Annotated in this window: 26 protein-coding genes and 2 tRNA genes; 18 read left to right on the forward strand and 10 right to left on the reverse strand. The window is 59.3% G+C overall.

Translation table 11 applies throughout. The features are described from left to right. Nucleotides 1-59 precede the first annotated feature (59 nt). Both FHX15_RS06855 and FHX15_RS06860 read left to right on the forward strand, forming a co-directional pair. Nucleotides 60-2,015: a putative bifunctional diguanylate cyclase/phosphodiesterase gene (locus FHX15_RS06855; protein WP_184394871.1), complete on the forward strand. Its 1,956-nt coding sequence runs from the start codon at nt 60-62 to the stop codon at nt 2,013-2,015. Nucleotides 2,016-2,084: 69 nt separating this feature from the next. Further along, complete coding sequence (locus tag FHX15_RS06860) at nt 2,085-3,146, forward strand: enoyl-CoA hydratase/isomerase family protein (protein ID WP_184394873.1); 1,062 nt, start codon at nt 2,085-2,087, stop codon at nt 3,144-3,146. A 21-nt stretch (nt 3,147-3,167) separates the two neighbouring features. Here FHX15_RS06860 and FHX15_RS06865 read toward each other — a convergent pair whose 3' ends face one another. Then, a complete protein-coding gene (locus FHX15_RS06865) occupies nt 3,168-5,228 on the reverse strand; it encodes an ATP-dependent helicase (protein ID WP_184394875.1) in 2,061 nt (686 codons plus the stop codon). 215 nt (nt 5,229-5,443) lie between these two features. Then, nucleotides 5,444-5,722 (reverse strand): hypothetical protein, encoded by a 279-nt coding sequence (locus FHX15_RS06870; protein ID WP_184395359.1) that lies wholly within the window; start codon nt 5,720-5,722, stop codon nt 5,444-5,446. Between the two features lie 238 nt (nt 5,723-5,960). Between FHX15_RS06870 and FHX15_RS06875 the strand changes: the two genes are divergently transcribed. Continuing rightward, nucleotides 5,961-6,224, forward strand: coding sequence for a hypothetical protein (locus tag FHX15_RS06875; RefSeq protein ID WP_184395361.1), 264 nt, complete (start codon nt 5,961-5,963; stop codon nt 6,222-6,224). 200 nt (nt 6,225-6,424) lie between these two features. On the opposite strand, the gene FHX15_RS06880 is transcribed toward FHX15_RS06875, so the two are convergent. Then, nucleotides 6,425-6,667, reverse strand: a complete 243-nt coding sequence (locus tag FHX15_RS06880; RefSeq protein WP_184394877.1) for a DUF982 domain-containing protein — start codon at nt 6,665-6,667, stop codon at nt 6,425-6,427. Between the two features lie 151 nt (nt 6,668-6,818). Beyond that, nucleotides 6,819-6,893 (reverse strand) — tRNA-Thr (locus FHX15_RS06885). 154 nt (nt 6,894-7,047) lie between these two features. Here FHX15_RS06885 and FHX15_RS06890 point away from each other — a divergent pair. From FHX15_RS06890 to FHX15_RS06945, 12 genes are all read left to right on the forward strand, one after another. Beyond that, nucleotides 7,048-7,257 carry a hypothetical protein gene (locus FHX15_RS06890; RefSeq protein ID WP_184394880.1) on the forward strand — a complete coding sequence of 70 codons (210 nt, stop codon included), beginning with the start codon at nt 7,048-7,050 and terminating at the stop codon, nt 7,255-7,257. Between the two features lie 115 nt (nt 7,258-7,372). Beyond that, nucleotides 7,373-8,665: a UDP-N-acetylglucosamine 1-carboxyvinyltransferase gene (gene murA, locus FHX15_RS06895; protein WP_184394882.1), complete on the forward strand. Its 1,293-nt coding sequence runs from the start codon at nt 7,373-7,375 to the stop codon at nt 8,663-8,665. A gap of 113 nt (nt 8,666-8,778) precedes the next feature. Further along, nucleotides 8,779-9,216, forward strand: a complete 438-nt coding sequence (locus tag FHX15_RS06900) for a DUF2948 family protein (RefSeq protein WP_184394884.1) — start codon at nt 8,779-8,781, stop codon at nt 9,214-9,216. A gap of 33 nt (nt 9,217-9,249) precedes the next feature. Then, nucleotides 9,250-10,548 carry a histidinol dehydrogenase gene (hisD, locus tag FHX15_RS06905; protein ID WP_184394886.1) on the forward strand — a complete coding sequence of 433 codons (1,299 nt, stop codon included), beginning with the start codon at nt 9,250-9,252 and terminating at the stop codon, nt 10,546-10,548. Between the two features lie 4 nt (nt 10,549-10,552). Continuing rightward, on the forward strand, nt 10,553-11,026 hold the full coding sequence (locus FHX15_RS06910; RefSeq protein WP_184394888.1) for a UPF0262 family protein: 474 nt from the start codon (nt 10,553-10,555) through the stop codon (nt 11,024-11,026). Between the two features lie 5 nt (nt 11,027-11,031). After that, nucleotides 11,032-11,508 carry a low molecular weight phosphatase family protein gene (locus tag FHX15_RS06915; RefSeq protein WP_409527000.1) on the forward strand — a complete coding sequence of 159 codons (477 nt, stop codon included), beginning with the start codon at nt 11,032-11,034 and terminating at the stop codon, nt 11,506-11,508. A gap of 120 nt (nt 11,509-11,628) precedes the next feature. Next, entirely contained in the window at nt 11,629-11,847 is a 219-nt protein-coding gene (gene infA, locus FHX15_RS06920) for a translation initiation factor IF-1 (protein WP_003545338.1), read from the forward strand. A 57-nt stretch (nt 11,848-11,904) separates the two neighbouring features. After that, nucleotides 11,905-12,525, forward strand: coding sequence for a Maf-like protein (locus FHX15_RS06925; RefSeq protein WP_184394893.1), 621 nt, complete (start codon nt 11,905-11,907; stop codon nt 12,523-12,525). Between the two features lie 122 nt (nt 12,526-12,647). Further along, a complete protein-coding gene (gene yacG / locus FHX15_RS06930; RefSeq protein ID WP_184394895.1) occupies nt 12,648-12,860 on the forward strand; it encodes a DNA gyrase inhibitor YacG in 213 nt (70 codons plus the stop codon). 176 nt (nt 12,861-13,036) lie between these two features. Then, nucleotides 13,037-13,112, forward strand: a tRNA-Phe gene (locus FHX15_RS06935). 318 nt (nt 13,113-13,430) lie between these two features. Then, nucleotides 13,431-13,694: a DUF982 domain-containing protein gene (locus FHX15_RS06940; RefSeq protein ID WP_184394898.1), complete on the forward strand. Its 264-nt coding sequence runs from the start codon at nt 13,431-13,433 to the stop codon at nt 13,692-13,694. A gap of 317 nt (nt 13,695-14,011) precedes the next feature. Then, nucleotides 14,012-14,818 carry a Ku protein gene (locus FHX15_RS06945; protein WP_184394899.1) on the forward strand — a complete coding sequence of 269 codons (807 nt, stop codon included), beginning with the start codon at nt 14,012-14,014 and terminating at the stop codon, nt 14,816-14,818. Nucleotides 14,819-14,835: 17 nt separating this feature from the next. Here the strand turns inward: FHX15_RS06945 and ligD are convergent, their stop codons facing one another. From ligD to FHX15_RS06965, 4 genes are read right to left on the reverse strand one after another with little or no spacing between them, the layout of a single operon-like run. Next, nucleotides 14,836-17,367 (reverse strand): DNA ligase D, encoded by a 2,532-nt coding sequence (gene ligD, locus FHX15_RS06950; RefSeq protein WP_184394900.1) that lies wholly within the window; start codon nt 17,365-17,367, stop codon nt 14,836-14,838. A 2-nt stretch (nt 17,368-17,369) separates the two neighbouring features. Further along, nucleotides 17,370-18,224 (reverse strand): Ku protein, encoded by an 855-nt coding sequence (locus FHX15_RS06955; RefSeq protein ID WP_184394901.1) that lies wholly within the window; start codon nt 18,222-18,224, stop codon nt 17,370-17,372. A gap of 12 nt (nt 18,225-18,236) precedes the next feature. Beyond that, nucleotides 18,237-18,470 carry a DUF2188 domain-containing protein gene (locus FHX15_RS06960; RefSeq protein ID WP_184394902.1) on the reverse strand — a complete coding sequence of 78 codons (234 nt, stop codon included), beginning with the start codon at nt 18,468-18,470 and terminating at the stop codon, nt 18,237-18,239. Nucleotides 18,471-18,485: 15 nt separating this feature from the next. After that, the gene (locus tag FHX15_RS06965) at nt 18,486-18,752 is read right to left on the reverse strand and encodes a hypothetical protein (RefSeq protein WP_184395363.1); all 267 of its coding nucleotides are present in this window, start codon (nt 18,750-18,752) and stop codon (nt 18,486-18,488) included. Between the two features lie 154 nt (nt 18,753-18,906). Between FHX15_RS06965 and FHX15_RS06970 the strand changes: the two genes are divergently transcribed. From FHX15_RS06970 to FHX15_RS06980, 3 genes are all read left to right on the forward strand, one after another. Then, nucleotides 18,907-19,335 carry an OsmC family protein gene (locus FHX15_RS06970; protein ID WP_184394903.1) on the forward strand — a complete coding sequence of 143 codons (429 nt, stop codon included), beginning with the start codon at nt 18,907-18,909 and terminating at the stop codon, nt 19,333-19,335. A gap of 112 nt (nt 19,336-19,447) precedes the next feature. Then, on the forward strand, nt 19,448-20,920 hold the full coding sequence (locus tag FHX15_RS06975) for an FAD/NAD(P)-binding protein (RefSeq protein WP_184394904.1): 1,473 nt from the start codon (nt 19,448-19,450) through the stop codon (nt 20,918-20,920). Between the two features lie 81 nt (nt 20,921-21,001). Beyond that, nucleotides 21,002-21,895 carry a DMT family transporter gene (locus FHX15_RS06980; RefSeq protein ID WP_184394906.1) on the forward strand — a complete coding sequence of 298 codons (894 nt, stop codon included), beginning with the start codon at nt 21,002-21,004 and terminating at the stop codon, nt 21,893-21,895. Nucleotides 21,896-21,918: 23 nt separating this feature from the next. Here the strand turns inward: FHX15_RS06980 and FHX15_RS06985 are convergent, their stop codons facing one another. Together FHX15_RS06985 and FHX15_RS06990 are read right to left on the reverse strand one after the other, a co-directional pair. After that, a complete protein-coding gene (locus FHX15_RS06985; RefSeq protein WP_184394908.1) occupies nt 21,919-23,559 on the reverse strand; it encodes a VOC family protein in 1,641 nt (546 codons plus the stop codon). 22 nt (nt 23,560-23,581) lie between these two features. Further along, nucleotides 23,582-25,177 carry a response regulator gene (locus FHX15_RS06990; protein ID WP_184394910.1) on the reverse strand — a complete coding sequence of 532 codons (1,596 nt, stop codon included), beginning with the start codon at nt 25,175-25,177 and terminating at the stop codon, nt 23,582-23,584. Nucleotide 25,178 lies beyond the last annotated feature (1 nt).

Consider the following 25,178-nt stretch of genomic DNA (forward strand, 5'->3'; position numbering starts at 1 on the left):
TCATGTGAATAAGGAATAATCAAGCTTTCTCTGGCCGGTTAGCCAAGGGAAAAGGGATCATGAAGAACTTCATAGCCTCGTTACGGCTGCAAAGGGATAATCCGAAGTTTCTGGTGGCACAGTTCAAAGCTCTGTCGTCACAGATTCCGATTCTCTACGTTCTTCTTGTTATCAACGCGCTGGCGGTGGCCATCACGCACATCAAGTCGGCGCCTCTCTGGCTTTCGCTCTACATTCCCGTTGGCCTCAGCGTCGTCTGCGTCTTCCGCCTCTGCTGGTGGGAGATATCGGGCAAGGAAAATGTCACGCCCGAGCGCGCGTTGCGGCTGATGAAAGTAACGCTGATAGGCGCCACGATCCTGACGATCGGCTTCGGCGGCTGGGCCATCGCCCTCTATCAATATGGTGACGCCTCGCAACAGGGCCAGATTGCCTATTTTCTCGTTGTAACGGGCATTTCCTGTGTTTTCTGCCTGATGCATCTGCCGCTCGCCGCGGCAATCACCACAGTCATTACCTTCACGGCTATGGTCGTGACCTTCCTCTTTTCCGGCAATCCGGTTTTCGTTGCCACAGCGGTCAGTGGCCTTTTCCTGGTGCTGCCCTTCCTGCGCGTCATCAATAGCTATTTTCAGAATTTCGCCCATCTGGTTCGACTTGCAGAAGAGCTCAAGCAAAAGCAGGCGGAAGCGGAGGAGTTGAACCTCGTAAACAGCCGCAATGCCTTGCAGGATCAACTGACCGGCCTCGCCAACCGCCGAAGCTTCTTCCTCTCGCTCGAAAATATGCTGCAGAAAAATCCGGCCTCCCCGGCCGTTATCGGCATCATTGATCTCGATGGCTTCAAGCCGGTCAACGATATCTTCGGCCATGCCGCCGGCGATCTCGTCCTGAAAGAAACAGCGCGCCGCTTCGTCTCACTGGTCGGCGATCAGGGCATCGTGTCGCGCCTCGGCGGCGATGAGTTCGGCATCATCTTTCCCTGCGACATGACGCTCAGGGCCGTCTCTGATCTCGGCATTGCTCTCTGTGCGGCCGTGCGAGACCCCTATGAAATTCCGGACGGTTCGGTACGCGTCTCCGGCTCCTGCGGCATCGTCTATCCCGAGGCAGGCGATTACACCGCCGAAGATTTGTATGAAAAAGCCGACTTCGCGCTTTATCAGGTCAAGAGCAAGCGCACCGGCGGTGTCGAGTTTTTCTCGCCCGAGCATGAAAAGATCCTGACCCAGCGCTACCTCATCGAGCTGGAACTGCAGGCGGAGAATTTCGCCAAAGAATTGAAACTCGAATACCAGCCGATCGTAGAACTGCGCAGCGGCCGTGTCGTCGGTTTTGAGGCGCTTGCCCGTTGGGACAGTGCACGCTTTGGCCGCATCAGTCCGGATGCTTTCATTCCGGCCGCCGAACGTACCGCCGTAATTGGCCGCATGACCCGCATCCTCTTCGCTCAGGCGCTCGACGCACTGAAGATATTGCCGGTGTACCTGCGAGTCTCTTTCAATCTGTCGGCCCGCGACATCTGCGATCATGAAACCTCTATGGCTCTGCTCGCCATGATCAATCGCTCCGGTGTCGATCCCAAACGCATCGAATTCGAGATCACCGAGACGGCACTGCTCTCGGATTTCGACACAGCCGATCAGGTGATCGGTGTGCTGCGGGCGGCGGGCGTCTCGATCGCGCTCGACGATTTCGGTACCGGCTATTCGAGCCTGAGCCATATCCACCGTCTGGCCTTCGATAAACTGAAGATCGACAAGGCCTTCGTGATGAATTTCGATCGCGACGCGCGCTGCATGAACATCACCCGCTCTGTCGCCAATCTCTGCCAGAACCTTGGCATTGCTTCGGTGGCCGAAGGGGTCGAAAGTGAGGACGTGGCGGAGTCATTAAAAGGCATCGGCGTAAAATTGGCGCAGGGCTATTATTTCTCCCGGCCGCTGCCGCTGGAGCTGGCGATCGATTACGCACTCAGGCGCGATTTGGCCGTTTCGCGGTCCCTCTCGGCCTGATTATAACAACCGCCCACTGGAACCTTGGCCCGACCCCGTTTATTCATAAAGCAGGAGCGAGGTGGGACCATGGACAACAACAATCAGAGCGAGCTCATCGTCGGACGGCAGGGCACGGCGGGCCTCATCCGGCTGAACCGCCCGAAGGCGTTGAACAGCCTGACAATCCCGATGGTGCGCACGATCGCTACTGCTCTTGATGAGTTTGCTAGCGACCAGTCCGTGGCGAGTGTTATCGTGATGGGCGAGGGCGAACGCGGCTTCTGCGCCGGCGGCGATATCCGCGCCATTCATATGAGTGGGCGTGCCGGCGATGGCCTGGCGGAAACCTTCTGGCGTGAGGAATTCCGCCTCAATCACCGGATCGCCAATTATCCAAAGCCCTATGTGGCGCTGATGGACGGCATCACTATGGGCGGCGGCGTTGGGCTTTCCAGCCACGGCCGCCATCGGATCGTGACTGACCGCACCCGCCTTGCCATGCCGGAAACCGGCATCGGCTATTTTCCCGATATCGGCGCTACATGGCTGCTGCCCCGCACGCCGGGCGAAAGCGGCACATGGATGGCCCTGACCGGGCTCGATATCAATGCGGCCGACGCGATCCATGCCGGGCTTGCAGATTTCTATATGCCGTCCTCGCGCCTCCAAGAGGCAGTCCAGCGCCTCTCGGATATGCCTGCCGGAAATTCTTCGGATGATGTGGACGCGGCTCTGCGCGCTCTATCGGATCAACCAGGCGAGGGGCGGTTGCAGGCCAACGCCGCGATGATTGACCGTGCCTTCCACTTCAACCGCGTCGAGGACATCGTATCGGCTCTTGCTCAGGAGGAGGGTGAGTTCGCCGCGGAGACCCGCCGCGTGATGCTCACACGCTCGCCAACCAGCCTCAAGCTCGCCTTGCGGCTGCTGAGAGCCGGGCGCCAGAGCCGTACGCTTGCCGAATGCCTGGCCCGCGAACTCGGCGCCTGCATGCACATCCTGCTTGGTCCGGATTTCTACGAGGGCGTCCGTGCAGCTGTTATCGACAAGGACCGTAATCCGAAATGGTCGCCGCCGACGATCGCCCTGGTCAACGATGAAATGATCGGCCGCTTCTTCGAGCCGGCCAAGCCGCCGCTCGCGCTTTAGCGCCTCTGGTCAGAGGCTGCTTTAGCGCCACATGCCGCGCATGCGCGCACCGACATCGATGCGCACCTGGCGCGCCTGCTGTGCCGCCGCCGTATCGGCCTTCACCTGCGGCCAGCCGCAGACTTCGAAGAATTGCAGCAGCGTTGCCGGAATGAAGCGGCTTCGTGATGCATAGACATGCCGGTCGCCCTGCGAATTCTGCCCATAGGTGAAGAAACGCTGCGGTACGACGAGATCGAGGCTGTCCTTGGCGCGTGTCATCGCCACATAGAGCAGCCGCCGTTCCTCCTCAATTTCGGCCGTCGTGCCGACGGCGAGATCGGAAGGGATGCAGCCGTCTATGACGTTCAGCATGAAGACCTTGGTCCATTCCTGCCCCTTGGCCGAGTGGATGGTCGAAAGGATGAGATAATCTTCATCGAGCAGGGGCACGCCCGCCTGATCCGAGGTCGCATCGGGCGGATCGAGCGTGAGTTCTGTCAGAAAGCGCTCGCGAGAGGCATAGCCGCCGGCGATCTGTTCAAGCTGGATGAGATCGGCAAGCCGGGCGCTTGCGTCCTCATGCAGCCGCTCCAGATGCGGCTCATACCATTGCCGCACCAGTTCGATCTCGGCGGGCCAACCGGCTTTGCCGGTCTTCAGTTCCTGCATGGTGGAAACGAAGGAGGTCCAGTCGTCGCCCGAACGCGGCGGCGCAGGCATGGCGGCGAGCGCCGTGACCGGACTCGGATCCTCGGCCATGTGGTCCAGCACCTTCTGCGCCGTAGAGGGTCCGACCCCCGGAAGGATCTGCATCAGCCGGAAGCCTGCCACCCGATCGCGTGGGTTCTGGGCAAAGCGCAATGCCGCCAGCATGTCTTTCACATGTGCGCTGTCGAGGAATTTCAGGCCGCCGAACTTCACGAATGGAATGTTGCGGCGCGTCAGCTCCACTTCCAGCGGGCCGCTGTGGTGTGAGGCGCGAAACAGCACAGCCTGGCTCTTCAGCTTCACGCCCTCTTCGCGATTGTCCAGGATCTTGTCGGCCACATAACGAGCCTGATCGCTCTCGTCGCGCACCGTCACCAGTCGCGGCCGCTCCGGCGATTCCCGTTCCGTCCAGAGGTTCTTTGTGAAACGCTCGGAAGCAAGGTCGATGACAGCGTTGGCGGCGGCAAGGATCGGCTGCGTCGAGCGGTAGTTACGGTCGAGCGTGACGATATTGGCAGCCGGGCTGAAAGAGGCCGGAAAATCGAGAATGTTGCGCACTGTCGCTGCGCGGAAGGAATAGATCGATTGGGCATCGTCGCCGACGACCGTCAACCCCTGGCCGGTAGGTTTCAGAGCAAGCAGGATCGAAGACTGAAGCTTGTTTGTGTCCTGATATTCATCGACTAGCACATGGTCGAAGCGGCTGCTGATATCCTCGGCAATGATAGGCTCAGCCACCATCTGCGCCCAGTAGAGCAGCAGGTCGTCGTAATCGAGCACGTTCTGGCTCTGCTTTGACTCGACATAACAGGCAAAAAGCTCACGAAGCTGCTTTTCCCAGGTGGCGCACCAGGGAAAGGCGTCACGCAAAATCAGCGGCAGTTCCGTTTCGGAGTTCACCACGCGGGAATAGATCGCAAGGCAGGTGCCCTTTGTCGGAAACCGGCTCTCGGTCTTGGAGAAGCCGAGATCGTGGCGCACGAGGTTCATCAGGTCGGCGCTGTCTTCCCGGTCATGGATGGAGAAGGCAGGATCCACGCCGATCTGTTCGGCATAGTCACGCAGCAGCCGCGCACCGATACCGTGGAATGTGCCGCTCCAGGCGAGCGCGTCTGCCATGATGCCGGAATTCTTGCCGAGAACTTCGCCACAGATGCGTTCGACACGCCGGCCCATTTCGGCTGCCGCCCGGCGGGAGAAGGTCATCAGCAGGATGCGGCGCGGATCTGCGCCCTTGAGGATGAGATGGGCAACGCGGTGCGCAAGCGTATTCGTCTTGCCGGAGCCGGCGCCGGCAATGACCAGCAGCGGCCCGGCCACATGGCTGCCGTCTGTGAGGGTGCCGTGTTCGACGGCCATGCGCTGCTGGGGATTGAGTCTTTCGAGATACATCCAGCCGTCCGGTTGGGCTTCGCGGGAGAATCAGTACTAGCGAATAAATTCAGATGTTCTTTGGATGTTCTCGATTGCCGCTGCTGTCAAGCAGCCGCGGCCGTCATGCACTGCAGCGTCGACCCGAAAGTCGAGATCCATCTTCGGAAAACCTTACGCGTTGTCTCATTGGGTAAGAGCGTCCTTTTGCGTCCAAATGGACGCATGGCGCTCTATTACGGGAAATCAGGCACGATCTGGCGCCGCACCAGCTTCAGGCTGCGGTCGGGCTGGAGGATGTAGGTTTCGTAGACGTGTTCCCCATGCTGATTGTGAAAGTCGTTATAGACGGCACTGCCGATCGGCGACTTCGTCAGCTTCGTGCGCGGTTGACCGCCATAGGTGATGCTGCCGGGAATAGGCTCCAACGCAGTCGTATCCACGGCGGAACAGCCGGCCAGCAAGGGTGCGGCCACAACGGTTGTGGCAAGAAGGGCGGGCACCAGCGCTTTCATCATCGTCTCCTGGAACCGCACAGCGCGGCGGTGACACCTGTCGCGAGGTATCCGAGCACCGCAATCCCACTGACTATGCACTGGGCCGGCAGGGCGTGGCAACAAAACTTCGTCTTCCATTTTCAGAAGTACTTATGTGCATGACGGCGAGATAAATAACGCCCCGGGACAGGATTTTCCAAGGAACCAACGCCCCGCCTCACGTGTTGAAAAGCTGATTTCAACGCCGGAGACAATGATGCAAACGCTTATATGCCTGTGGGCGGGAGCCCTCCTGCTCGCAGACGGGGCCTTTGCCGGCTCCGCCTACGCCTCGCTCGAAACCGATATGAATTATTCGGCCCTGCCGAAAGATCAAATCGCATTGAACGACTATACCAGCACTGCCGTCTGCAAGCCCGCTGAACCGCATTACCTGCCGTCTTTCATTCGCACTGGAGACGGCACAATTATCGGAGTCGGATATATGGAGATTGATGACGAAAATACCTCCGACTGCTGATGGAAATTTCTGTCAAACGAGGCTCGTCAGCAGCCTCCCGCAGAGGATACGATCCTCTAATCAACATGATGGCTTGCCGTCGTTCTATTGATGAACGAAACAAAGCCCTGCGCGAACTCGGCGCAGGGTGAAGCGAAGAATTAGACATTGCTCGGTTTCCGGCGGATCGAATTTTTGATGTCGGCATCGCCGCCGAAAGCTTAATGCACTTTAAGCTTTGCCTCCTCGGCCGCCGCCATAAACTCCGCGCGGGCCTCTTCGACGCTTTTCCGACCGTCAAGTGCGGCGCGGCAGGCGCTGCGTGCCTTCAGATATTTCAATCCGCGCACGGCAGGCCAATGTTCGGCAAGGCATGCCAAGGCATCGAACGGTCCGTTAACCGTGCGCGCTCCTGACCCTTCGAAACCTACCTTGATCGGACTATTCCATCGTTCAGTTGCCATCGATGCTCCTCCAGCATGTCTCGATAGAAACATTGAATGAAGCCTTCGGGTTCCTGTCCCGAGACCTCAAGATGCTAATATTCTAACGAAATTTTCGCCGGCAGCAATGGTGGCCGATTGGCGCGGTGGATAATGACTCCGGAGGAGAAGCTGGTGCTGCCGAGTGGGATTGAACCACCGACCTCACCCTTACCAAGGGTGTGCTCTACCACTGAGCTACGGCAGCAGGACCAGACGCGTGAAGCGGAAACGCTCAACTCGCGTGAACGGGGCGGCTATTGCCACAGGTTCGGCAGGAGTGCAAGCCGCAAATTCCAACTTCTCTGGGAATAACGTTCGGAGCACTTTTGGAATGGCGCGAATTCGGTTACTTCTGAGGCATGAACGAAGAGACTGAAAAGGCCAGACAGAGCCGGAAAGCGGCCATGGAAGCCCAGGCGGCATTGCGGCGCGAGCGGGCGGCCGAAAAGCTGAGAGAAAATCTTTCAAGGCGCAAACAGCAGGTGCGCGCCCGCCGTTCGGGCCAGGCGGATGAGACCCAGGGTTTGCCTGCTGCAAAAAAGCCCGCCGCAAAAATGGACGAATCGTAATGTTCGGTCCGCGACGAATTGAAGCGTCGGGGGATTTGCTCTAAACACCCCCACTTCTTGCCTTGCCCCCACAGGCAACACTTTCAGGAAAGGCGGGCCTCGCCCGTAAGTGCACATGGATCGTATCAGAATTGTCGGCGGTAATGAGCTCAATGGCATCATTCCGATTTCCGGCGCCAAGAATGCCGCGCTGCCGCTGATGATCGCCTCGCTTTTGACGAGCGATACGTTGACGCTGGAAAACGTGCCACACCTGGCTGATGTCGAATTGTTGATGCGCATCCTGGGTAATCACGGCGTCGACGTCGCCGTCAACGGCCGCCGGGAGCGCCAGGAAGATTCATACGCCCGCACGATTCATTTCACTTGCCGGACCATCGTCGATACGACCGCTCCCTATGAACTGGTCGCGAAGATGCGTGCCTCCTTCTGGGTCATCGGTCCGCTTCTGGCTCGCGAGGGCCAAGCCCGCGTTTCGTTGCCGGGCGGCTGCGCCATTGGCACGCGCCCAGTCGATCTCTTCATCGAAGGCCTCACCGCGCTCGGCGCGACGATGGAAATCGATGGCGGTTACATCAACGCTAAGGCGCCGCGGGGCGGTCTCATCGGCACGCACTACACGTTCCCGAAAGTGTCCGTCGGCGCGACGCACGTGCTGATGATGGCAGCAACGCTTGCCCGCGGCACGACCGTGATTGGTAATGCTGCACGCGAGCCCGAGGTTGTCGACCTCGCCAATTGCCTGAATGCCATGGGCGCCAAAGTGTCCGGTGCCGGCACCTCAACCATCACCATCGAGGGCGTCACTTCGCTGTCCGGAGCGCGCCATCGCGTCCTGCCGGATCGTATCGAAACCGGCACCTATGCCATGGCCGTCGCCATGGCCGGCGGCGACGTCGTGCTCGAAAATACCGACGTGGCCCTCTTGGAAACGGCGTTGGAAACGCTGCGCCGCGCCGGCGCGGAGATCTCGTCGACCAACAATGGCATGCGCATCAGGCGCAATGGCGCCGGCATCCAGCCCGTCGATATCGTCACCGATCCGTTCCCGGGCTTCCCGACCGACCTGCAGGCGCAGTTCATGGCGCTGATGACCCGCTCTTCCGGTGTCTCGCATGTCACCGAAACCATCTTCGAGAACCGTTTCATGCATGTCCAGGAGCTTGCCCGACTAGGTGCTAAGATCTCGCTGTCGGGCCAGACCGCCAAGATCGAGGGCGTGCAGCGGCTGAAGGGCGCGCCGGTCATGGCGACCGATCTTCGCGCGTCCGTTTCCCTCGTCATCGCCGGCCTTGCTGCCGAGGGCGAAACAATGGTTTCCCGCGTTTATCACCTCGATCGCGGTTTCGAGCGACTGGAAGAAAAGCTCACGCGCTGCGGTGCAATCGTCGAACGCGTCAGCGAATAATAAAGGGCGCCTCTACGCCCTTTATCCCGGTTGCGTATTTGGCCGCCGCGCCTTATTTCCGTTGTCTGACAGATCGCCGCAGGTGCGGCAGAAAGACATGGGATAGAGGCCGGATGGCAGATCTGAAGCTCCTTGCGCTTGATAATGAGGACCTTGCGGTCATTTCCGCACATATGCAGGATAGCGTCTTCAAGGTGGCGGACATCGACTGGTCGCCGCGCGACAAGCAGTTCGCAATCGCCGCCAACCGTTTTGTTTGGGAAGAGGCGGTCCGCAAGCGCAAGGGTTTTGAACGCCGCCGTGCCGCCCTTGTATTCAAGCGCGTGCTCTCCGTCCGCTCGATCGGCATCGACCGTTCCCGACGGGACGATGTCCTGTCGCTGCTCGCCCTGCAATTTAACCAGAAGGGCGACGGGCCGGAAGGCACGCTCGAACTCTCGCTATCGGGTACGGCATCGATTCTCCTCGATGTCGAATGCATCGAAGTGCAGCTTGCCGATATCGGCGGCGCCTGGGAAACGACTTCCAAACCGCGCCATCCCGGCACCTGAACGAACGGTTTCGAGTAGAAAAGGAGTACCGCCTTGGCAATCTGGCTCAATCAGGTATCCGACGGTTTCGAGCAGCGTTTCGCGGCCTTTCTGACCACCAAGCGCGAGGTTTCCGAAGACGTCAACGCCGTTGTGCGTACGATCATCGATGACGTACGCGCACGGGGGGATGTCGCTCTTGCCGAATACTCGAAGAAGTTCGACAGCATCGACTACGCCACCGTGCCGATGCGCGTGAGCGAAGAAGAGATCGAAAATGCCGTCGAGGTCGTGCCCTCGGAAGTGCTCGGCGCGCTGAAAGTTGCAGCAGTCCGCATCGAAGCCCATCACAGCCGCCAGATGCCGAAGGACGACATCTATGAGGATGCAATGGGCGTCGGCCTCGGCTCGCGCTGGACCGCGATCGAAGCCGTCGGCCTCTATGTACCGGGCGGCACGGCGAGCTATCCAAGCTCGGTTTTGATGAACGCTGTCCCGGCCAAGGTCGCGGGCGTCGATCGTATCGTCATCGCCGTTCCCGCAACCGGTGGCTCGGTCAATCCGGCGGTGCTGGCGGCCGCAAAGCTTGCCGGCGTTAACGAGATCTACCGCGTCGGCGGTGCGCAGGCAATTGCCGCCCTTGCCTATGGCACCGAAACGATCGCCCCCGTCGCCAAGATCACCGGTCCGGGCAATGCCTATGTCGCTGCCGCCAAGCGCCAGGTCTTCGGCACTGTCGGCATCGATATGATCGCTGGCCCTTCCGAGGTCCTCGTCATTGCCGACAAAGATAACAATCCCGACTGGATCGCCGCCGATCTGCTCGCCCAGGCCGAGCATGACGAGAGCGCCCAGGCGATACTGATCACCGACGACGAGGAGTTCGGTAAGGCCGTGGAAGCAGCCGTCGAGCGGCAGCTGAAGACGCTAAACCGTTCGGAAACCGCAGCTGCCAGCTGGCGCGATTTCGGCGCGATCATCCTCGTGTCCGACCTGAAGCACGCCATTCCGCTCGCAAACCGCATAGCCGCCGAACATCTGGAACTTGCGCTTTCCAATCCGGATGCGTTCGTCGACAAAATCCGCAATGCCGGCGCGATCTTCATCGGCGCCCATACGCCCGAAGTGATCGGCGATTACGTCGGCGGTTCCAATCACGTGCTGCCGACGGCGCGCTCGGCCCGCTTCTCCTCCGGCCTTTCGGTCCTCGATTTTGTCAAGCGCACCTCGATCCTGCGGCTCGGTCCGCAGCAGCTTCGCGATCTTGGCCCGGCGGCAATTGCGCTTGCCGTTTCGGAGGGCCTTGATGCCCATGCGCGGTCCGTTGCGATCCGCCTGAACCTCGAAAGGTGAGGGAATGGCAAGGGACGACTTCCGGCTCTGCGACGTTGTCCTTGACGATACGATCGGCCGTTCGACGCCTGACGTCGAACACGAACGGGCGGTTGCGATCTTCGATCTGATCGAAGAAAACTCCTTCAAACCCATAGGCCATGCCGGAGGGCCATACCGGCTGAACATCTCGCTGGTCGATTCCAAGCTGGTCTTTGCCATCGCCACGGAAAAAGGGGAGGACGTGGCCACTCATATCCTGTCTCTGACGCCCTTCCGGCGGATCGTGAAGGACTATTTCATGATCTGCGAGAGCTATTATGAGGCGATCCGTTCGGCCTCACCGAGCCGCATCGAAGCGATTGACATGGGCCGGCGCGGTATCCACAATGAAGGCTCCCAAACCTTGAAGGACCGGCTCTCCGGCAAGATCGACGTCGACTTCGACACGGCCCGGCGGCTCTTCACGCTGGTCTGCGTGCTCTATTGGCGCGGATGACGGTGATGGAGCCTCACGTCGAAACCGAGGACGGAAAGCGGCCAGGCGCCATCCTCTTCATGTGCGGGCTGAATGTCATCCGCTCGCCGATGGCGGAAGTGATCGCCCGTAGCATTCTCCCCGGCAATACCTATATAAGGTCTGCCGGCGTTCGCGCCGGCGAGCGTGATCCCTTCGTCGATGTCGTACTGGAGGAAATCGGCCTTTCGCTCGGCCGCCGCCAGCCGCAGACTCTGGAGGAGCTTGAGGACGATTATTTCGATCTCATCATCACGCTTTCGCCGCAGGCCCATCACGCCGCACTCGAACTGACACGCTCCAGCGCCGTCGATGTCGTCTACTGGCCGTCCATGGATCCGACGGTGGCGACCGGGACGCGCGAGCAGATATTGGATAGCTATCGCGAGGTTCGCGATCATCTGGCCAGCCTTATCGAAGGCCGGCTACTCAAGAGAAACGGTATCGCCGCGCAATCGGCGTGAAACAAAAGTCAGAAAGCCCGATCTACGAGGTTCACAAATCCCCGTTGATTGTGTAGTTTCCGCGCAAATTTTTGGGCGCCTTGCGCCTCTTTATCCAACATACAGGAAGAAAACCCTTAAATGCCGAAAGAAGAAGTCCTCGAATTCCCGGGTATCGTAACCGAACTTCTGCCGAATGCGACATTCCGCGTGAAGCTCGAAAACGAGCATGAGATCATTGCTCACACCGCCGGCCGCATGCGCAAGAACCGCATCCGCGTTCTCGCCGGCGACAAGGTTCTGGTCGAAATGACGCCCTATGACCTGACGAAGGGCCGCATCACCTACCGCTTCAAGTAAGCTTGGTCTGCGAAACTCGATGAGCTTTCGCTCCCGCCTGCCGATGGTCGAGGTTCCATGGCGCTGAAATACAAGCTCATTCTGGCTTCGGGCTCGCCCCGCCGCGTCGATCTGCTTAACCAGGCCGGCATCGAGCCTTCGCGCCTGATGCCGATGGATATCGACGAGGCACCGAAGAAGTCGGAACATCCGCGCTCGCTCGCCCGCCGCCTTTCGGGCGAAAAAGCGGAGGCGGCACTCGCTGCCGTCAAGGGCGACATTACCTGGAAGGGCAGCTATATACTGTCCGCCGATACGGTCGTTGCCGTTGGTCGCCGCATTCTCGGCAAGGCGGAATTCGCCGATGAGGCATCGAATTCCCTGCACCTGCTCTCAGGCCGCAACCATGTCGTTTATACGGGCATCTGTCTGATCACGCCCGATCGCAAGGTGCGCCAGAAGATCGTCGAGACCAAGGTGCGCTTCAAGCGCCTGTCGAGTTTCGAGATCGAAAACTACATTGCCTCCGGCCAGTGGCGCGGCAAGGCCGGCGCTTACGGCATCCAGGGCCTGGCAGGCACGTTCGTGCAGAAAATGGTGGGTTCCTACACCAATGTCGTAGGACTGCCGCTTTATGAAACCATCCTGCTTCTGACCGGCGAGGGCTTCGATGTCCACAGCCGTTGGCCCGAGGGCTGATCTCCTGCTAGAGCGCCGTGCGTTTTTTCGGACGCACAAAGGGCGCTCTACCGTTTTGAATCGACGCATCGGGCTTTCCCAAAATCGAACGATTTTCGAGCCGGTGCCGTAGGAGGAAAAATATGTCCGATGAAATGAAGACTGGCGGCAATGTAGAGCCGCTGCGCAAGACGCGTCCGTGCCCGGAATGCGGCAAACCGTCGAACCGCGAGCACTATCCCTTCTGTTCCAACCGTTGCCGCGAGGTAGACCTGTCGCGCTGGCTGACGGGTTCATACGCCATCCCCGTGGCCGACGATGAGACAAAGGCGGATTACCCCGACGAGGAAAACTAGGTTCTCCACCGCGAAGCCTTTATTTTTCCTCGCAAATCGCCAAAATCCGCAGAGCCGTCAAAAAACTATCATTTGATGCTTGCCATGGGCGAACAAGATGCTATAACCCCGCTCGCTTCCGGGGCGAACCAAGGCCCTGACGTTCCAACTGGAATGTTTCTTAGGAAGCGTGGTTAGCCCAGGTAGCTCAGTTGGTAGAGCAGCGGATTGAAAATCCGCGTGTCACTGGTTCGATTCCGGTCCTGGGCACCATTTGATCTTCCGATGAATTGGCCTGTTTTCGCTCGTCGAAAGGCTTCGCTCCACAGAGCGGGCACTACATCGGTTACTGCGTTAAATCTGTGAGCGAAAACCCAAAGGCAGTTCGGCCTGCATGATTTGTGAGCCTGTGCTGGCCTCCTGTTCCTCCACCGATTTGAACATTCAATTCGAGCATCTAATGGCTGGTGCCCGAAGCTGGCGACGTGGCATCAAGCGCGCTTTGATAGGTCCTGGCACCCCTGCTACACGGATTGGTGGCACGCCTCTTGCAAGGTTACCAATATGTTCTTTCCTTAGGAACCAAGTGCCATGGATTGGGACACCTCGGCCGAATTTGCTCCACTTATCCTTGTCTTCGAAGACAGGCGCCAACGCATAACTATTCGTACCGTCGGAGAAGCCGCCAACGCTCTGATGAGGGAATGGCCATCCGACGACGGCGAGGAATTCCTGTCGGCTGTCAGAGCCTGCTTGGATGTGATTAATGGCAAGGCGGATGCAGACCAGCTGCGGAAAGCGATCATACGGGCTGCAAACGAAGCGGGCATTACAGTTATCACTGTTCTTCAATGACCGCGATCCGCTATCCGCGTGCCGCATTGTATCTAACCCTTTTGGATGAGTTGCGAATCGGTAATGTCGCGAGGAAAGTAGTCACGCGGCGGTAGTAGGATTAATAGGACCGAACCCGATGCGGAGGGTTCGCCGAGTATTGAGTGGGAGCCCTTCATTCTGCTCAAAGCCGCGCATTGAGGGCGCAGCCAGCCCGCCTCGCATGAGCTCGTCCGGACCCGCTCTAAGCTGTCGCCCGCACCAACTTCGCCGAGGCCCGGGATTTTGCTCGATAAATGGGTGAACGGAACCTCGCGCGATTATTTTCGTTTATGAGCATGGCCCGACAAGCGTTCTGGAAAGGCTACCTGAAGCTCTCGCTTGTCACCGCGTCCGTATCACTGACGCCGGCGACGACGGAGTCGAGCAAGGTGCGGTTTCACGTGCTGAACCGCGCGACGAAGAACCGTGTCGAAAGCCGCTATGTCGATAGCGTCACGCATAAACCCGTTGCCGAAAAAGATCAGGTAAAGGGCTATCCGCGCGGCGAGGATGACTATGTTCTGCTGGAGGACGAGGAGATCGAGGAGGTGGGGCTGGAGAGCACCCGCACCATTGACATCGACAGCTTCGTGCCACGCGGATCGATCGACTGGATCTGGTACGACAAGCCGCATTTCCTGGCTCCGGAAGACAAGGTCGGAACCGAAGCCTTTTGCGTGATCCGCGAGGCGATGCGTGCCAATAACGTTGTCGGTATTGCTAGGCTGGTGCTCTACCGCCGTGAGCGCGCGGTCCTCTTGGAGCCGCAGGACAAGGGCATCATTCTCTGGACGCTGCGCTATGGCGACGAGTTGCGCGAACCGGCGGGCGATCTCGACGTGAAAGCGAAGGTCGATAGCGAATTGCTGAGCTTGATGAAAAAGCTGGTCAAGGAAGAAACGAAGGACTGGAGTCCTTCCATGGTTCAGGATCCGGTTCAGAAGCGCTTGAAAGCATTGATCCGCGGCAAGGAGAAGAACTTCAAGAAGGCCAGCCCGGCTCGCAAGCCGGCGCCTGTCAAATCGACAGGCAATGTCATCGACATCAGGGATGCGCTGAAGAAGAGCCTCGCGGCCGAAAGCGGGCGCGGCAAGTCGCGTTAATCCGGACGGTCCACCGGTCATCTCGACTGCGATTTGCGCTTTCGCAAGGGCTTGGCCGCAGCGAAGAAGCCGTCCCAAGGATCTTTGGAAAGAGAGTTCAGCCGTGCCGGGGTGTTGTCGACCGTGAAATAGGCGGGGCCGATTTCAGTGGTTAGCTCGCGCCATTCCAGCGGCATGGACACGGCAGCACCCGCACGAGCACGCGTTGAGTAGGCGGCAACGGCGGTGTTGCCCCGACCGTTACGAAGATAGTCGATGAATATCTTGCCGCCGCGTTTTGCCTTGGTTGCGGTTGCAAGATAGTGATCGGGATCATCCGCGGACATGCTGTCGGCAAGCCATTTAGAAAAGGCCTTCACCTCCGCCCAGCTGGCTTTCGGCTCCAGTGGCGTCACCACGTGCAACCCTTTGCCGCCAGACGTCTTGACGAAAGCCGCAAGGCCTTCGGCTTCGATGCGCTCCTTCAGTTCGTAAGCCGCAGCTATCACATTTTCCCATGGCACGTCCTCTCCGGGGTCGAGGTCCATAGTGATCATGTCGGGCTTCTCCCAATTGTCCGTTGTCGCGCCCCAGGGGTGGATTTCCAGCACAGCCGACTGCACCAGTGCCACGAGACCGTCGAAATCGGTAATGCGGAGCAGCTTCTCGCCGCCCTTATCCTTGGGATCGATAATCTCCTCAATGTGGTCATTCATGCCTTTCCAGGCATGTTTCTGGAAAAAGCGCTGATGACCGGAAATGCCGTCGGGCAGACGCAGGAGCGCCAGCGGCCGGTTGACGACATAAGGCGCCATGAAACGCCAGACCTGCGCATAATAATTGGCGAGGCCTTCCTTGGTGATGCCCTCATCCGGCCAGTATATGCGGTCGGGATGCGTGAGTTGCACTGCCGATATCGGCAGGTTCTTCGCGGTCGTGTTTTCCATCTCGCGCACAACATCCTTTGCCGGCTTGTCCTCCCGCAATCCACGGAAGGCGGCGTGGCGCAGGTTACCATCCGCCGACCACGCGCGAAACTCCACTTCGGCGACGAGGTGCGGCTTGACGTAATGCAGGCCGCGACGCTCCTCTGCCGTCAATTTGTCGTCGAAGGAATTCTGTTTCATCTCCATCGCCGAGAGGCGCTCGTAAAGCATCTGCGCGGTTGCGACCGTATAGCCTGTACCGACGCGACCGACATGTTTCAGCGCACCGTTCTCGTAATAGCCCATGGCGAGCGAGCCGATGGCATTTTTCGTGGAAGTCGAAGGCACATAGCCGCCGATCACGAATTCCTGGCGCTGCGAGCATTTCGACTTGATCCATTCGCCGTTGCGGCCGGAGACATATTTGCTGTCACGCTGTTTCGAGATGACGCCTTCGAGGCTGAGCCTGCAGGCGTGTTCGAGCACCAAACCGCCATTCTCATTGAAATGCGGGCTGTAGCGCAGCTTGCCATTGTCGTCGGACAGCAGCTCTTCCAGCAAATTCTTGCGTTCAAGAAGGCTTACGTCCAGGAGACTGTAACCATCGAGATAGAGGAGATCGAAGGCGTAGAAGACGAAGCGATCGTAGCGGCCTTCGCTCAGGTCCTGCTGCAGCGCGGAGAAATCCGATGCGCCGGTATTGCGCTCGACAACGAGCTCTCCGTCGACAACAGCCGTTCCGACTGGCAGAGAGGCGAAGGCATCGACAATGTGCTTGCCGAATTTCTCTGTCCAGTCGAGCCCCCCGCGTGTCAGCATTGTCACGCGCCCGTCCTCGATCTTTACCTGCAGCCGGTAGCCGTCGAACTTGATCTCGTGTATCCAGCGTTCGCCGGACGGCGCCTTGGGCTTGAGTTTGGCAAGTTCCGGCTCGGTGAATTCGGGCATGGCTGCTTTTTTTGCCCCTTTCGGCCAATCCCGCCGCCGCGGAGCAGCGGGCTTTACCTTCCGAACCGGCGCTCTCGCCTTGACGGTAACGGCCTTGCCGCCTTGAGGCTTGGAGTGCCACGTTGCCTCCGGGTTCGCCGCCACCTCTTCCAGCTGGCGGCCGGTCTTCGCCGATTCCGGACGCTCTGTAAGGATATCGGGTTCGCTCTCGTGACGGGCTTCTTCATCGTCGCCCTTAATCAGCAGCCAGTTCTCGCGCTTCTCGCCAGGTTTTCCATGCATGCGCACGAGATGCCAGCGTCCCTTCAATTTCTCGCCGTCGAGCTCGAATTCCATGTGCCCCTTGCGATAGGCTTTGTGCGGGTCGCCGAGCGGCGTCCAGGTGCCGCGATCCCAGACGATGACTGTGCCGCCGCCATATTGGCCCTTGGGGATGATACCTTCGAAGTCGCCGTAGGAGAGCGGGTGGTCCTCGACATGGACGGCGAGGCGTTTGTCTTCCGGATTGAGGCTAGGTCCTTTGGTGACGGCCCAGCTTTTCAGCACGCCGTCCATCTCCAGCCGAAAATCGTAATGCAGGCGCGTGGCATCGTGCTTCTGGATGACGAAACTGTTGCCTTTCGCGCTTCCCTGTTTGCCGCGCGGTTCCGGCGTGATCCTGAAATCGCGTTTCGCCTGATAGGTTTCGAGCGCCATGGTCAGCTCGCCTTTCTGCTGGTTCTATCCGGCGTCTTGCGCGCAGCAGGTTTTTTCGCCGGCGCTTTGCCGCCCGTCTTGGCGCCCATTTTGGCGCTTTGGCGTAGCGCTTCCATAAGATCCACTACCTTGCGCTCCGGCTCGGGTTTTCGCTTCGGCGTCGCACGCCCTTCGATCTTGGCTTTCACCAGTTCGACAAGGGCTGCCTCATATCGGTCGTGATATCCGCTGGGGTCGAAGCTGCCCATTTTGGTGCCGATAATATGCCCGGCGAGTTCCAGCATCTCCTTGTCGAATTTGATGTCGGGAATGTCCTTGAACGTGGAACTCGCAGAGCGAACCTCATAGTCGAAGTTCAGCATGGTTGCGATGATATGATTGTCGTGCGCGCGAATAAGCAGCGTGCGATTGCGGCGGAAAAGCACTGCTTCGGCGAGTGCCGCTACCTTTCCGTCCTGCATGCCGCGGGCGATCAACGCGAGAGCTTCGGCATCATGTTCGTCGACCGGCGCCAGGTAATAAGGCCGGTCGAAATAGAGCTTGTCGATGCCGTCGAATGGAATGAACCCCTTAACGTCCATCACCTTATCGCTTTCCGGCATGATCTCGGCGATCTCATCACCTTCGATGAGGATGTAGTCGCCACTCTCCATCCGGTAGCCTTTGACCTGGTCGTCACGTTCCACCGGTTTGCCGGTCTCGCTATCGACGAACTGGCGCTCCACGCGATGCCTCGTCCTGCGGTTGATGATGTTGAAGGAGAGGCGGTCCGATGAGGAGACGGCCGTATAAAGGCCGACGGCACAGGCAAGGTTGCCGACCTTCAAATGGCCCTTCCAGCTTGCGCGTGCCGCCATGCTCGTCTCCGTTCAAAGCCTGCTACTGCTCTTATCTGTTTCAAGCGGCTGAAATTTCCAGCCGTTGCCGTCAGGTGACGGATAGGCAAGCAGGGCATCGCCGTTGCCGATCTTCTGGCGTGAGGCGACGTCTCTTGCGCGGTCCATCGCCTGCTCGCGCGTGGCATAGGGTTCCGACAACGTATCACCGAGTTTGTAGGCCCAGCCATTGTCATGCGGGACGATCTGATAGGTGATATAAGCCATGTGTGCTCCTTCTCGTCAGTCGTTGCCGCGTGAGCGGCTGCGCCGCTCGTCGAGCGCGATGATCTTTTCAAGCGACGCAATATCCTCGCTGGTGACCACGGGGACCGGATCGGCCGCGATCGCCTCCAGCACCTCCTTGGAGATGGCATCGTTGCGGATTGCCCATTCCAACGTCTCGCGTGTTTCCCGCTCGGCCTTGAGCTGTGCGTAGAGCGCAACGATCAGCCGGTCGCGCGCATCCAAGCGGCCCGGCTTACGGTCGACTTTGCGAATGTCGGGCATGGGAAAATTCTGCCTCTTCATGAGGTTGCCTCGTTGGAAAAACCGATGACCGATGGAAAGGTTCCGCCTGGCAACGCAAGGATAATCAAATCGCTGCATTGCGGCGCTCGGCGGAAAACACTATTTGAAAGCTATATCGATAGAGGGTTTCAAAATGGCCGATCTCAAGGCTCGTCCCCGTCCCACCGGTGCAAATGCCGTCCTCGGACGCACCGGTTTCCCGCACGTCAGATCGGTCACCGGGGGTGAGATCGATATCGTCACCAGCCCGTCGCAGCCGGGTTTCAACCCACTCGATCTGCTTTATTCCTCGCTTTCGGCGTGTCTCGTTCTGAGCGCCCGAATGGCGGCAAGCCAGCTCGGCATTCTCGACAAGATCACCGAAATCACTGCTGATGTGACCGGTGAGAAGGCAGCGGAAGGCCTGTCACGTGTGGCCAAGTTCAACATATCCTTCTCCATCAAGGGAGATATCGACGAGGAAACGCGTCGCAAGATCGCCCACATGGCGGAAGACGAGATCTGCACGGTCAGCAACACGATCAGAAGCACCCCGGAATTCGCGACCACGATCTCAGGCTGATCTTGGTAGTCGCAAATTTCTGCATAAAAATTATAGACTATAGGCTGGGAGCATTGCGTGGTTTCCACGCTGCTTTTATGCTCTGGCATCCAGTGAAATCACGCCGGCCGAAATGCAGTCCCAGATAAAGCCTTCAACGGAACAGAAATCCCAGCGGCCGGTCGTCGCCATCATCGGCGGCGGCGTTTCCGGCGGTGGCGTCGCCTATCATCTGTCGAAGCTGACGGGCGGCGGCGCACCTGAAATCGTGGTCTTTGAGCCGCGGCCGATGCTTGGTCGCGGCCTTGCCTATGATAGCGCCGATTCCGCTCACCGTATCAATGTGCCGGCCGCCAAGATGAGCCTGCAACCGGACGATGTCGAGGAATTCCAGCGCTGGATCAAGGCGAATGATGCAGTGCGCGACGATCCCGAAGCTGCGCATGAGAATGGCCAGCTTTTCCCGCGACGCCGTGTCTTCGGCGATTATGTCGGCTCGCTCCTTCAGCCCTTCCTGAAATCGGGCGCTATTACCCATCGCCGCGCAACCGTGACCGCTGTCCGTCGTGTACACGATGGGTGGGTGATCCTCGATGATAAGGGTGGACTGACGCAAGCTGATATTGTCGCCATCGCCACCAGCCATCCGCCACCGGCCGCACTAGGCAGGCTTGCAGCCTCTCTTGCCGGCCATCCGCGTTTGATTGCCGACACTACGAAACCAGGTGCCCTCGAAGTCGTGCGTCCACAGGACAGGGTCCTGGTCATCGGGAATGGACTGACGGCGGCCGACGTGATCGCCTCGCTTGCCCGGAACGGCCACGAAGGCCCCGTTGTCGCCATTTCGCGCCGCGGCCTGCGTTCGCGTGGCCATGCCGCGGCTCCGCAGGAAGCATTCGGCGATTTCATCGCCGAGCCCGCCACTTCGGCGACGGAACTGCTGCGTAAAGTCCGACTGACCATTCGCCAGGCTGCCGAACAGGGTTTGAGCTGGCATGCTGTCATTGATCAGGTCCGCTCACAAGGCCATGAGCTCTGGCGGGCGCTGCCGATAGCTGAGAGGCGCCGTATCGTCCGGCACTTGCGCCCCTATTGGGACGTTCACCGTTTCCGCATCGCTCCGCAGGTGGAGGCCGTGCTCGACACCGCAATCGAAGCCGGCCGGCTGGAAATTCTGGCGGCATCTGTCGCGGATGCAAAGGTCGAAGGTGAAGCGATCCGAGTCATCTTGCAGCCGCGGCATGCCCGCGGAAGATTGGAGCGGATCGTCGATGCGGTCATCGTCACGACCGGGCCGGCGCATGGCGGGATTCTGGAGACCCAGCCCTGGCTCGGTGAACTTGCGCGCGAAGGTTATCTCGCCCTTGATCCGACCGGTCTCGGGCTTGCTTGTTCCGAGCGTTCCGAAGCGCTGGGGCCGGATGGTCAAGTGATCTCGTCCCTGCTGATTTCCGGTCCGCTTGCGCGCGGCACTTTCGGCGAGTTGATGGGATTGCCGCAGATCACCGAACATACGGTCTTCATCGCCCGCGAGATCACCGAAAAGCTTAAAGACGCTGAGCGGCACAATTCGCGACCTATTTCTGGTCGATCTGTCGTTCTCTGACTGTCGTTGGTCTGCGACTTCTGATAGTGGCAGCATTACCGTGGCTAGCGAAATGAGCTGCGCAGAAAGCATCGAGATCTCATGTCGCAGGCCGCTTCCGCCGTTTCCGAAACTCCCTCTTCCAGCCGCCTTCCGCTCTTCGCTCTCATTCTCGGCGGTGCGGCGATTGGCGGATCGCCGATCTTCGTGCGGCTTTCCGAAGTGGGGCCGATGGCGACGGCCTTCTGGCGCGTGGCGCTGGCATTGATCCCGATCTTCATCTTCTCGCTTCTGCGCAAGGATACAGGCCCCAAGCCAAAGAGCCTTGCCGATTATGGCATGCTGGTCCTGCCTGGCGCCGTACTGGCGTTGGATCTCTCTGCCTGGCATCTGTCGATCACCATGACTTCGGTTGCCAATGCGACGCTGCTCGCAAACCTTGCGCCGGTTTTCGTGACCGCCATCGGCTTCCTGTTCTTCGGGGCTAAGGTTACCCGCTTTTTCGTGCTCGGCCTCCTCCTCGCATTGGCTGGCGTAGTCGTGCTGAAGGGTGGACCTGCCGCGTTCGGCAATGGCAATCTGCGCGGCGATGGCGTCGCCATGATCGCCGCTTTCTTTTATGCCTGTTATATTCTGTCAATCGGCCGTCTGCGCAGTCGCTTCGATACGATCCGTATCATGCTGTGGAGCACGGCCTCTGCCGCAGTCGGTGTCTTCCCACTCGCGTTCGTCTTCGAAGGTCACATGCTGCCGGCAAGCCTGTACGGCTGGTCGGTGGTATCAGGTCTTGCGTTCGTCAGCCATGCGGGCGGGCAAGTGGCGATCGCCTATGCGCTTGCCTATCTGCCAGCGGCCTTCTCCTCGCTGACATTGCTTCTCCAGCCGGTCGTCGCGGCAATCCTCGCCTGGGTGTTGCTGAACGAGCCAATTACCGCGATGCAGGCTGCAGGTGGCGTAATTGTTCTTGCCGGCATCATGATTGCAAGGCGCGGTTAGTTCGCTCTCGGATATCGTCCGGGCTATTGTGATTCCTGCAGCTTATTTTCCTGCAGCAGCCACTTTTGAATGATCGGCACGTCGGCATCGCCGAGATCGTGACCGCCGGAGATGACGTCGGAATCGACAGTTGCCCCAGACGTCTTCAGCCGCTCTTCCAGCTCGCCCGCATATTTGCCATAGGCGTCCATCTTGCCGCTGATGACCAGCAGGTCAGTGCCCGTCAAGTCGGCGTGCGGATAGGTGGTGAGCACCGGCATGGAGCGCAGAAGCACGGCCTTATGCACCAGGTTCGGGTGTAGGTAGAGCAGCGAATTCAGAAGATTCGCGCCGTTGGAATAGCCGACATAGACGATCTTCTTTGGATCGAGGCCATAGGATTTGACCGCGCCTTCGATAAAAGCGGCGAAGGCCTCGGCCTCATTCTTGATGTCGTCCTGGTCGAAGGAGAAAGGCGTGATGCGCTTGTACCAGCGCGGGAAACCTTCCTCGGTCGCACGGCCGCGCACACCGAGAAGGGTGGCGCGTGGAGCGACCTTGTTCAGCAGCGGCATCAGCGTCGTCTCGTTGCCGCCGGAGCCGTGCAACAGCACGAAAACGCTGCCGTCCGGTTCCGGCGGCGTATAGAAGCGATGGACGAAAGGCAGGTCGCGATAATTGATGCGCGCCTGGCCCGGCATGGAAAACTGCGGCAGCACGACCTTCAGGTCGCTGAGATTGGTGATCGCATCCTTCGGCGGGATGAAAAGCTTGCTGCCAAGTGTGGCCTTCGGCTCATCCACCATCATGCCCGGCTGGTTGGTGGCAAGCTCCATAAGCGTGCCGCCGGGCTCACGGGCATAGAGCGAGCGGAAGTACTTGCGATCATGCAGATTGGTGGCCGAGGCATTTTCCTTTTTGAGCGCCCTGTGAACGGCAAGCACAGCTTCGTCGTCATCTGCGCGGAAGGCCACATGGTCGACCGTGCCGGTACCCGGCGCGCCGGACCAGAAGCCACGTGCATCGCGCACGTCGATGATATCCCCCGACTGAGATACGAGTCGGTCGATCGTGCCGCGATTTGCCTGTAACCTGTAGCCGAAATGGCTTTCGATGAAATGGCGGCTCTCGGCCGGCTTTTCGGTCAGCATGGTCGCGCCGCGCACGCGCTGCACGGCATGCTCTATAGGCACATCGCCGCCATCCCAGACTGCCTGCGATTTCAAATCCTTGGCACCGGCAAGCTTGACGATAACATTGTCCGGGTCCTTCAATCGCAGTACCGGCTCACCGAACTCATCCGCCGGGCCTTCCGAGCGGAAGCCGAAGCGCATGGCACGCGTCAGCCAGTAACCGATACTGGCCGGATCGATTGCCAACGACATTTCGCTGATCTGGCCGTAGCCGGCACGGCCGGGCGCTCCATCTTCCCATACGAGGAACGTAACGAGTGAGCCTGGAGTGCCCTCGGCGTCGCCATAGAAGAGATGAAGCTGCGTGGCGTCTTCGAAACCGGCTGTCTGTTTGACGAGCCGCATGCCGAGGAACCCGGCGTAGAAATCCACGTTCGCCTGCACCTTGCGGGTGATCAGCGTGATATGGTGTATGCCTGAAGCCATGGATGAAAGCCCGAATTGAAAAGGCGAAGCCAGGAGCGCGAGTATGAGAGTCGTTGCTAGCGTCATGCCCTTGCCAATGGCCCTTTCTCTAATTTTGTTCCGCAAAAAGAACAAGTGAGTCACCACGCGGCAGGAGCTCCAGCGTATGGACTTCCTCCAATGCTTCCTCGAGTTGCTGCAGCGTCGGCGGCTTGACCATATAGGCGAGTGCGCCGAGGTCTTTTGCCCGTTGCCTGTCGTCTTCGTCGCTTGACGTGCTGAGGATGCAAACCGGGATCCGGCTCAGTCTCTGATCGGCTGAGAGCGCGTTCAGCACCTCGAAACCATCCATGATCGGCATGTTGATGTCGAGCAGCATCAGGTCGATCTGCGGCTCGTCAGTCATGCCGGCGCGCTGCTCCAGAAGCCGCATCGCTTCGCGGCCGTTGGCAGCCACATGCAGGTTGAAATTCACCTTCTCGCGCCGCATCAACTTGATCTTCAGAAGCTGGATATCGGCGGGGCTGTCCTCCACGAGCAGCACTTCGGCAAGCCTGCCGCGACTCTGGTTCGTATGGTCGGATGCTTTTGCCGGATGCGGCTGTTGGCGGGCGGCCGGCTGTTTGGCTGATATTTCCGCGAGCGGTATTTCGAGCAGGAATGTCGCACCCCTGCCGCTCTTCGCTTCGCACCAGATGGAGCCGCCGTGCAGCTGCGCGATACGACGGCATATTGCTAGCCCGAGCCCTGTGCCCTCGATGCCGCGGCCCACGAGGCGCTTGAAGGGCTGAAAGATCAGCTCACGATGATCAGGATCGATGCCCGGCCCGTTGTCGCTGACGATCAGACGGCATACCCCTTTGTCTGCTATGGCTGAAATCCGCACTTCCGGAATGCTATCCTCACAATAGCGGATCGCATTGGAGACGAGGTTCTGCACAAGCTGGATCAGTAGCGTCGCATCGCCCATAACCTCCGGCAATCGGCCACGGATGATGATCGCCTGCCGGCTTTCGATCTGTTGATGCAGATTGTGCTCTACTTGATCGAGCACGGCCGACAGCGAAACCGGTTTAAGCTCGAGGTCGCTCGAAGCCTCCAGCCGCGTGAAACCCGACACTTTAACGATCAGGTCTTCCATATGGTCGGCGGCGCTTAGGATATAATCGAGAAGCTCGCGATCTTCGGCCGGCAATTCGGTGGAACTGTGCAGGATGCGGCTGAAAGATTTGATCGTCCGCAGCGGCTCCTTGAGATCATGGGCCATGGCGCGGGTGAAGATTTCGAGCGACTGCCGCTTCCGCTCGATCCTTGCTTCCAGGGCGCCATGCATCACGGCATTCTGAATGCAGCGGTGCAGTGTCTCCGGGGAAAGCGCATCCTTGGTCAGATAGTCGCGCGCGCCGCTCTTCATCACTTCAACGGCCACGGTCTCGTTGCCCTGACCGGTCAGCATTACCACATTGGCCGCAGGATCTTGCTCGAGGATGTCCGAGAGTACGCCGAGGCCATCGCGGCCGGGAAGCGAATAGTCGAGCAAGATACAGTGAGGGTGCCTCTGTCTGTTGAGGGTGAGGCCCTCGTCACCGCCCTCGGCTTCGATGACGATATAGTTCATGCCGGAGACGCGCGCGAGCATGCGCCGATAGACTTCCCGGTCGTCTATGTTGTCATCGATGATGAGAACGCAGCAGTCTTCCGCCAAA

The sequence above is a fragment of the Rhizobium sp. BK650 genome, from assembly GCF_014195325.1.
GTDB lineage: Bacteria > Pseudomonadota > Alphaproteobacteria > Rhizobiales > Rhizobiaceae > Rhizobium.

What these genes read in the sequence shown, in the direction of transcription:
- FHX15_RS06855 (WP_184394871.1), top strand. Translation starts at nt 60, where the DNA reads ATGAAGAACTTCATAGCCTCGTTACGGCTGCAAAGGGATAATCCGAAG.
- FHX15_RS06860 (WP_184394873.1), top strand. Translation starts at nt 2,085, where the DNA reads ATGGACAACAACAATCAGAGCGAGCTCATCGTCGGACGGCAGGGCACG.
- FHX15_RS06865 (WP_184394875.1), bottom strand. Translation starts at nt 5,228, where the DNA reads ATGTATCTCGAAAGACTCAATCCCCAGCAGCGCATGGCCGTCGAACAC.
- FHX15_RS06870 (WP_184395359.1), bottom strand. Translation starts at nt 5,722, where the DNA reads ATGAAAGCGCTGGTGCCCGCCCTTCTTGCCACAACCGTTGTGGCCGCA.
- FHX15_RS06875 (WP_184395361.1), top strand. Translation starts at nt 5,961, where the DNA reads ATGCAAACGCTTATATGCCTGTGGGCGGGAGCCCTCCTGCTCGCAGAC.
- FHX15_RS06880 (WP_184394877.1), bottom strand. Translation starts at nt 6,667, where the DNA reads ATGGCAACTGAACGATGGAATAGTCCGATCAAGGTAGGTTTCGAAGGG.
- FHX15_RS06890 (WP_184394880.1), top strand. Translation starts at nt 7,048, where the DNA reads ATGAACGAAGAGACTGAAAAGGCCAGACAGAGCCGGAAAGCGGCCATG.
- murA (WP_184394882.1), top strand. Translation starts at nt 7,373, where the DNA reads ATGGATCGTATCAGAATTGTCGGCGGTAATGAGCTCAATGGCATCATT.
- FHX15_RS06900 (WP_184394884.1), top strand. Translation starts at nt 8,779, where the DNA reads ATGGCAGATCTGAAGCTCCTTGCGCTTGATAATGAGGACCTTGCGGTC.
- FHX15_RS06910 (WP_184394888.1), top strand. Translation starts at nt 10,553, where the DNA reads ATGGCAAGGGACGACTTCCGGCTCTGCGACGTTGTCCTTGACGATACG.
- FHX15_RS06915 (WP_409527000.1), top strand. Translation starts at nt 11,032, where the DNA reads ATGGAGCCTCACGTCGAAACCGAGGACGGAAAGCGGCCAGGCGCCATC.
- infA (WP_003545338.1), top strand. Translation starts at nt 11,629, where the DNA reads ATGCCGAAAGAAGAAGTCCTCGAATTCCCGGGTATCGTAACCGAACTT.
- FHX15_RS06925 (WP_184394893.1), top strand. Translation starts at nt 11,905, where the DNA reads ATGGCGCTGAAATACAAGCTCATTCTGGCTTCGGGCTCGCCCCGCCGC.
- yacG (WP_184394895.1), top strand. Translation starts at nt 12,648, where the DNA reads ATGTCCGATGAAATGAAGACTGGCGGCAATGTAGAGCCGCTGCGCAAG.
- FHX15_RS06940 (WP_184394898.1), top strand. Translation starts at nt 13,431, where the DNA reads ATGGATTGGGACACCTCGGCCGAATTTGCTCCACTTATCCTTGTCTTC.
- FHX15_RS06945 (WP_184394899.1), top strand. Translation starts at nt 14,012, where the DNA reads ATGGCCCGACAAGCGTTCTGGAAAGGCTACCTGAAGCTCTCGCTTGTC.
- ligD (WP_184394900.1), bottom strand. Translation starts at nt 17,367, where the DNA reads ATGGCGCTCGAAACCTATCAGGCGAAACGCGATTTCAGGATCACGCCG.
- FHX15_RS06955 (WP_184394901.1), bottom strand. Translation starts at nt 18,224, where the DNA reads ATGGCGGCACGCGCAAGCTGGAAGGGCCATTTGAAGGTCGGCAACCTT.
- FHX15_RS06960 (WP_184394902.1), bottom strand. Translation starts at nt 18,470, where the DNA reads ATGGCTTATATCACCTATCAGATCGTCCCGCATGACAATGGCTGGGCC.
- FHX15_RS06965 (WP_184395363.1), bottom strand. Translation starts at nt 18,752, where the DNA reads ATGCCCGACATTCGCAAAGTCGACCGTAAGCCGGGCCGCTTGGATGCG.
- FHX15_RS06970 (WP_184394903.1), top strand. Translation starts at nt 18,907, where the DNA reads ATGGCCGATCTCAAGGCTCGTCCCCGTCCCACCGGTGCAAATGCCGTC.
- FHX15_RS06975 (WP_184394904.1), top strand. Translation starts at nt 19,448, where the DNA reads ATGCAGTCCCAGATAAAGCCTTCAACGGAACAGAAATCCCAGCGGCCG.
- FHX15_RS06980 (WP_184394906.1), top strand. Translation starts at nt 21,002, where the DNA reads ATGTCGCAGGCCGCTTCCGCCGTTTCCGAAACTCCCTCTTCCAGCCGC.
- FHX15_RS06985 (WP_184394908.1), bottom strand. Translation starts at nt 23,559, where the DNA reads ATGACGCTAGCAACGACTCTCATACTCGCGCTCCTGGCTTCGCCTTTT.